Origin of the sequence: Ramlibacter sp. (genome assembly GCF_035706265.1) — a bacterium.
GTDB lineage: Bacteria > Pseudomonadota > Gammaproteobacteria > Burkholderiales > Burkholderiaceae_C > Ramlibacter.
On record NZ_DASSVG010000235.1, the window covers coordinates 1 to 2,509 of the forward strand.

4 protein-coding genes are annotated in these 2,509 nt (G+C 70.3%); 2 read left to right on the plus strand and 2 right to left on the minus strand.

Annotated elements, in window-relative coordinates:
* Together glyA and nrdR are read left to right on the plus strand one after the other, a co-directional pair.
* Positions 1–905, plus strand: a 905-nt coding sequence (glyA, locus tag VFM98_RS08920; protein ID WP_325109565.1) for a serine hydroxymethyltransferase, incomplete at its 5' end; no start/stop codon positions are given.
* 8 nt (positions 906–913) lie between these two features.
* A complete protein-coding gene (nrdR, locus tag VFM98_RS08925; RefSeq protein WP_325109566.1) occupies positions 914–1,363 on the plus strand; it encodes a transcriptional regulator NrdR in 450 nt (149 codons plus the stop codon).
* A gap of 3 nt (positions 1,364–1,366) precedes the next feature.
* Here the strand turns inward: nrdR and VFM98_RS08930 are convergent, their stop codons facing one another.
* Positions 1,367–1,924, minus strand: a complete 558-nt coding sequence (locus VFM98_RS08930; protein WP_325109567.1) for a GspH/FimT family pseudopilin — start codon at positions 1,922–1,924, stop codon at positions 1,367–1,369.
* Positions 1,925–2,007: 83 nt separating this feature from the next.
* A partial coding sequence (locus VFM98_RS08935; protein ID WP_325109568.1) for a hypothetical protein occupies positions 2,008–2,509 on the minus strand: 502 nt, incomplete at its 5' end.

Consider the following 2,509-nt stretch of genomic DNA (forward strand, 5'->3'; position numbering starts at 1 on the left):
ACACCATCATGGGCATGAGCCTGGCCGAGGGCGGCCACCTCACCCACGGCATGCCGCTGAACATGAGCGGCACGTGGTTCAACGTGGTGAGCTACGGCCTGAACAAGGAAGAAGCGATCGACTACGACGCGATGGAGCGCAAGGCGCACGAGCACAAGCCGAAGCTGATCATCGCCGGCGCCTCCGCCTACTCGCTGCACATCGACTTCGAGCGGTTCGCCAAGGTGGCGAAGGACGTCGGCGCCATCTTCATGGTCGACATGGCCCACTACGCCGGCCTGATCGCCGCGGGCGTCTACCCCAACCCCGTGCCGCACGCGGACGTGGTGACCTCCACCACCCACAAGAGCCTGCGCGGGCCGCGCGGCGGCTTCATCCTGATGAAGGCGCAGCACGAGAAGGCGATCAACAGCGCGATCTTCCCCGGCCTGCAGGGCGGCCCGCTGATGCACGTGATCGCCGCCAAGGCGGTCGCCTTCAAGGAGGCGCTGTCGCCCGAGTTCAAGGCCTACCAGCAGCAGGTGGTGCGCAACGCCCAGGTGGTGGCCGAGACGCTGGCCGCACGCGGCCTGCGCATCGTCAGCGGCGGCACCCAGAGCCACGTGATGCTGATCGACCTGCGCGCCAAGGGCATCACCGGCAAGGAAGCCGAGGCGGTGCTGGGCCAGGCCCACATCACCATCAACAAGAACGCGATCCCCAACGATCCCGAGAAGCCGATGGTCACCAGCGGCCTGCGCGTGGGCACGCCGGCCATGACCACCCGCGGCTTCAAGGAAGAGGAAGCGCGCCTCACGGCCAACCTGGTGGCCGACGTGCTGGACCACCCGCGCGACCCCGCCAACATCGAGCGCGTGCGCGAGCAGGTGAACGCCCTCACGCGCCGCTTCCCGGTCTACAAGTAAGCTGACTCATGAAGTGCCCGTTCTGCGGCCACGCCGACACCCAGGTGGTGGAGACGCGCATGGCGGAGGACGGCGACTTCATCCGCCGCCGGCGCCAGTGCGCCCACTGCGAGAAGCGCTTCACCACCTACGAGCGGCCGGACGTGAGCTTCCCCGCGGTGGTGAAGAAGGACGGCCGCCGCATCGAATACGAGCGCGGCAAGCTGCTCGGTTCCTTCAAGCTGGCGCTGCGCAAGCGCCCGGTGAGCACCGAGCAGATCGACAACGCCGTCGAGCGGATCGAGGAAAAGCTGCTGAACCTCGGCGTGCGCGAGATTCCCAGTTCGCGCATCGGCGAGCTCGTGATGCGCGAGCTGAAGAAGCTGGACAAGGTGGCCTACGTGCGCTTCGCCAGCGTGTACCGCAGCTTCGAGGACGTGGACGAGTTCAAGACCGTGGTCGACGAGATCCGGAAGTAGCCGTCACGAACAGCTGGCCACCGGCGCCCGCTGCACCCGCGGCCGGCCGAAGGAATTGAGGATCACCTGGCGCGCCACCGTCGGCGCGCCCGAGCGCCGGCAGAGGGTGAGCGTGCCGGCCTGGAAGCCGCCGCCGGCCAGCCTGGAAGCGCCCAGCGGCGTATAGGAGATGTACCTGGCCACCGGCTGGTTGCCCGTGAGCCGCAGGCTCCAGGCCAGGGCCGCGTGGCGGGCGAGCACCTCCTCGCCTTCGTCGAGCGCGCCGTTGCCGTTCTCGTCGTGGTAGACGATCCAGCCCTGGTCCCACGCGCCGTTGGCAGTGCACTGCTCGCCGTCGAGCGACTTGCACAGGGTGACGCGCCGGTTGCGGCGCAGCGCCTCGGCCCGGGCGAGGTGCAGGTCGGCAAGCAGCTCGCTGGCGGCACCGGAAAGCCGCGCACCTTCCACGAACTCGCCGAGCCCCGGCGCACCGGCAGCCAGCAGGACGGCGACGATCGCCAGGGCGGCCATCAGCTCGATGAGCGTGGCCCCGCGTTGGAAGAAGGGTGCGGCGGGATGCATGGGCCGCACGGTAGGCCGCCCGTGCCGCCGCGCCCAGCAAGGAATGCATCACGTCCCGGTGATGCAGCAACCACGCGCGCGGTTCATCTTCCCTCTTTCGGTTGCGGCTTCCAGCACTCGTCGGCGCTGGTCTCCAGCAGGCCCGCATCATCGAAGCACAGGAGCGTGCGCACGGCCGCGGCGGCCGGCCGGTCCTGCTGCCGGGCGGGCTGGAAGCGAACCTGCGCGACCGCCTGTTCCAGGCGGGCTGCGAGTTCGTCGCTGACTTCGTTGCGCGCCACCGCGGCCTTCTGCACCGTGCCGGCCGCATCGATCCAGAGTTCCAGCTGCAGCCGGCGGGCGACGAGCTGCGGCGCGATGCCGCGCAGGTCGGGATCGCCTTGCGGAACCGGCAGCTGCGTGAGTTCGTCGGCCGGATGGAAGCGGGTGTCGGCGGCCGGGGCGGCGGCCTGGCGCGCGGGCGCCGGCGGCGGCTGGCGGGCCGGCGCTTCGGCGCGGGCCGGGGGTTCGGGGGCGGGAGCCGGAGCAGGAGGGGACGGCGGCGCGGCCGGGGGTGGTTCAGCCACAACAGGTGGAGCCGGTGGG

What these genes read in the sequence shown, in the direction of transcription:
- nrdR (WP_325109566.1), top strand. Translation starts at nt 914, where the DNA reads ATGAAGTGCCCGTTCTGCGGCCACGCCGACACCCAGGTGGTGGAGACG.
- VFM98_RS08930 (WP_325109567.1), bottom strand. Translation starts at nt 1,924, where the DNA reads ATGCATCCCGCCGCACCCTTCTTCCAACGCGGGGCCACGCTCATCGAG.